Annotated in this window: 3 protein-coding genes and 1 pseudogene; 1 reads left to right on the forward strand and 3 read right to left on the reverse strand. The window is 67.1% G+C overall.

Annotated features, from left to right (window positions below):
- Together ACWDTP_RS38110 and ACWDTP_RS38115 are read right to left on the reverse strand one after the other, a co-directional pair.
- A partial coding sequence (locus ACWDTP_RS38110; protein ID WP_450028390.1) for a CaiB/BaiF CoA transferase family protein occupies nucleotides 1-1214 on the reverse strand: 1214 nt, incomplete at its 3' end.
- Entirely contained in the window at nucleotides 1214-2092 is an 879-nt protein-coding gene (locus ACWDTP_RS38115) for a CaiB/BaiF CoA transferase family protein (protein ID WP_450028392.1), read from the reverse strand. The genes ACWDTP_RS38115 and ACWDTP_RS38110, both read right to left, overlap by 1 nt.
- 3 nt (nucleotides 2093-2095) lie before the next feature.
- Here ACWDTP_RS38115 and ACWDTP_RS38120 point away from each other — a divergent pair.
- A pseudogene (locus ACWDTP_RS38120) lies at nucleotides 2096-2212 on the forward strand (MBL fold metallo-hydrolase); the annotation flags it as partial.
- 9 nt (nucleotides 2213-2221) lie between these two features.
- Here ACWDTP_RS38120 and ACWDTP_RS38125 read toward each other — a convergent pair.
- Nucleotides 2222-2614 carry a hypothetical protein gene (locus tag ACWDTP_RS38125; protein WP_450028391.1) on the reverse strand — a complete coding sequence of 131 codons (393 nt, stop codon included), beginning with the start codon at nucleotides 2612-2614 and terminating at the stop codon, nucleotides 2222-2224.
- Between the last annotated feature and the right edge of the window lie 118 nt (nucleotides 2615-2732).

Below are 2732 nucleotides of genomic sequence, written 5' to 3' on the forward strand. Positions count from 1 at the left end.
GTTTTTTTTTGTTTTGTTTTTTTTTGGTTCGTGGTCAGCTTGCCGTTGGACTGCTGGGGGTTGTGGTCGGGCGGGGGCGGGGGGGGCGGCCCCCCCCCCCCGGCCGGGGTGGCATCCAGTTTGTACGGCACACCGAGGAACTTCATCGGGCCCGCCGGTGTGTCGAGTTCGACGACCATCTCGTTGTCGGCGACCGCCGGATCGGCAAAAGCCTCTTCCATGGTGTTGACCGGCGCCACGAACAGGTCTTCGGCCTCCATCAACTCCACCCATTCGGCGGTCGTTTTGGCGGCCAGCGCCTGCTCGATGATCGCGGCGAACTCGTCGCGGTTGTCGAAACGCTCCCAGTACGAGCCGAACCGGTCGGCCGCACCGAGGTCCTCGATGCCGAGAATGCGTGACAGGGCCGAGATCTGCTTGCCGCTCGACAGTGCGATGTGCCCGTCCTTGGTGGCGTAGAAACCGTACGGTGGCGGGGTGTATGGGCTGGCATGCCCCGGCCGTGGCCGCCGTGGGGCGCCCTGCGGCGCGTTGAGGAAATGAAATCCCCACTCCGCCATGCCCGCGATGGCGCTCTCGAACAGGCTGGTGCGCACCCGCTGCCCCTCGCCGGTGCGCACCGCGTGCACGATCGCGCACACCGTCCCGAACGCCCCGTTCATGGCCCCGAGGGTGTCGGCGATGGCGCTGGCCACCGGGACCGGCCGTCCGTCCACGCTGTTGAGTTCACCCCACCCGGTCCGCGCCTCGATCAGCACATCTTGTCCGGGCTTGGCGACATGTGCGCCGTGGGCACCGTATCCGGTCGCCGACACGTAGATGATCTTCGGGTTGAGCTCGGCGCAGCGCTGGTAGCCGAGGCCGAGCCGGTCCATCACCCCCGGCCGGAAATTCTCGTACAGCACATCGAACTGCGGCACCAGGCGTTCGACCGTTTCCCGCCCGCCGGCCGATTTCAAATCGACCGTGATGCTGCGTTTGTTGCGGTTGTTGGCCAGGAAACCCGCGGCGTAGATCGTCGAGTCGTCGGGTTCACTGCCGTAGCGACCGTTGCTGCCGTAGCGATCGTCGCTGCGGCCGTCCGCGGTGATCGCCACCCGCCGTTCGACCTTCACCACATCGGCACCCATGTCCGCCAGCATCTGGGTGGCATAGGGTCCCTGCATCCGTTCGGTGAAATCCAGCACCCGGATCCCGGTCAGCGGCCCCGCCATCAGATCGCCTCCCGATCGCGCAGCCGGGCGATCTCATCCGGCCCGAAGCCGGCGTCCCGCAGCACCTCATCGGTGTGCTCGCCGTGGCGTGGCGGTGCGGTGCGCACCGTCGCCGGTGTCCTGGACAAGGTGTACGGCGGCGCAGGGAGTTTCAGCTCACCCACCGGGGAGTCGATCGTGGCCACCATTCCCTGTTGGGCGACCTGTTCATCGGTGAACGCCTCGCCGAAGGACTTCACCGGCGCGGCGAACATCCCTTCCGGCTCCATGAGCTCCAGCCATTCCGCTGTCGTCCTGTGCCGCAACCCCTCTTCGAGCAGGGCCTCGAACGCCTCGCGATGCTCGTTGCGGGATCGCGGGGTGGCGAACCGCGGGTCGGTGGTCAGCGCGGGCAGGTCCAGAATGCGGGCCAGCTCCGGGATCTGGCGTCCACTGGACAGCGCGAGATACCCGTCCTTGGTGGCGTAGAACCCGTACGGCGCGGGGATATACGGGTGCGCATGCATGATCGTGCCCCGGTCCGGCTCCCCCACATCGGTATTGAGGAAATGCACCGCCTGCTCGGACTGCGCGGCGATCGCGCTGGACAGCAAATTCACCTCGACCCGCTGTCCCTCACCGGTGCGCTCGCGGTGCCGCAGCGCCGCGAGCACCGCGATCGCCCCGTTCATGCCGCCGAGCAGGTCGGTGATCGACATGCCGACCGGGGTGGGTCTGCCGTCGGCGGCCGCGTTCATCGCACCGAACCCGGAAATCGCCTGAACCAGCACGTCCTGGCCCGGGTTGCGCCGATAGGGCCCGTCCGAGCCGTACCCGTAGGCGGATGCGTAGATCACCGCGGGGTTGATCCTGGCGCACTCCCCGCCACCGCCGAACATGTTGTCCTGAGCCACTACTCGCCCACCGACCTGCCCGATTCCCAGTGGTTGGATGCCATCGGCAAGAGCTACCGGGGCAAGGTCACGGTCGCCAGGGACGGCCAGGTCTTCGAGCTCTGAGTCAAGCGCTCAGGTGGGCGGGCAGGCGCCCACCGAAAAGCGCGACGGCGTTCTCGGAACTGACCTTTCGACGCGTCGCGACCGCACGCCCCAGTTCGGTGGCCGCGGCCCGCGGGTCCTGGTGGCGAGCGTCGCGAATCCGCCGAACCGGTCCGGTTTTCCGCGCACCGTATCGGCCAGGTCGTCGTTCGCGCGGCGGGCAAGGTCGACGGCGCGCGCGACGTCGGTCTCGTCCTGTACGCCCGGGTCGAACAGCGACAGGATCTGCTCAAGCCGCATCATCGACCGGTCGCACAGCCCCGCATACGCGGTCGGATTGTTCGAGCGCAACCAGGTGCCCACGACGTTGCCCGTACTGGCGGGATCCCAGGCGTAGTGCTCCTCGAGCGCGATCAACGCCATGGCACCTCCCGGTCGGGAACACTCTAGTACTACAGCCGCACTTATTTCCTGGGTGATCGGCGTGTCGTTGTGTGACACTGGGATTTGCCAGGCATGTTGCTTATGTGACTGATGGGGT

This window comes from Mycobacterium sp. NPDC003449, assembly GCF_053588415.1.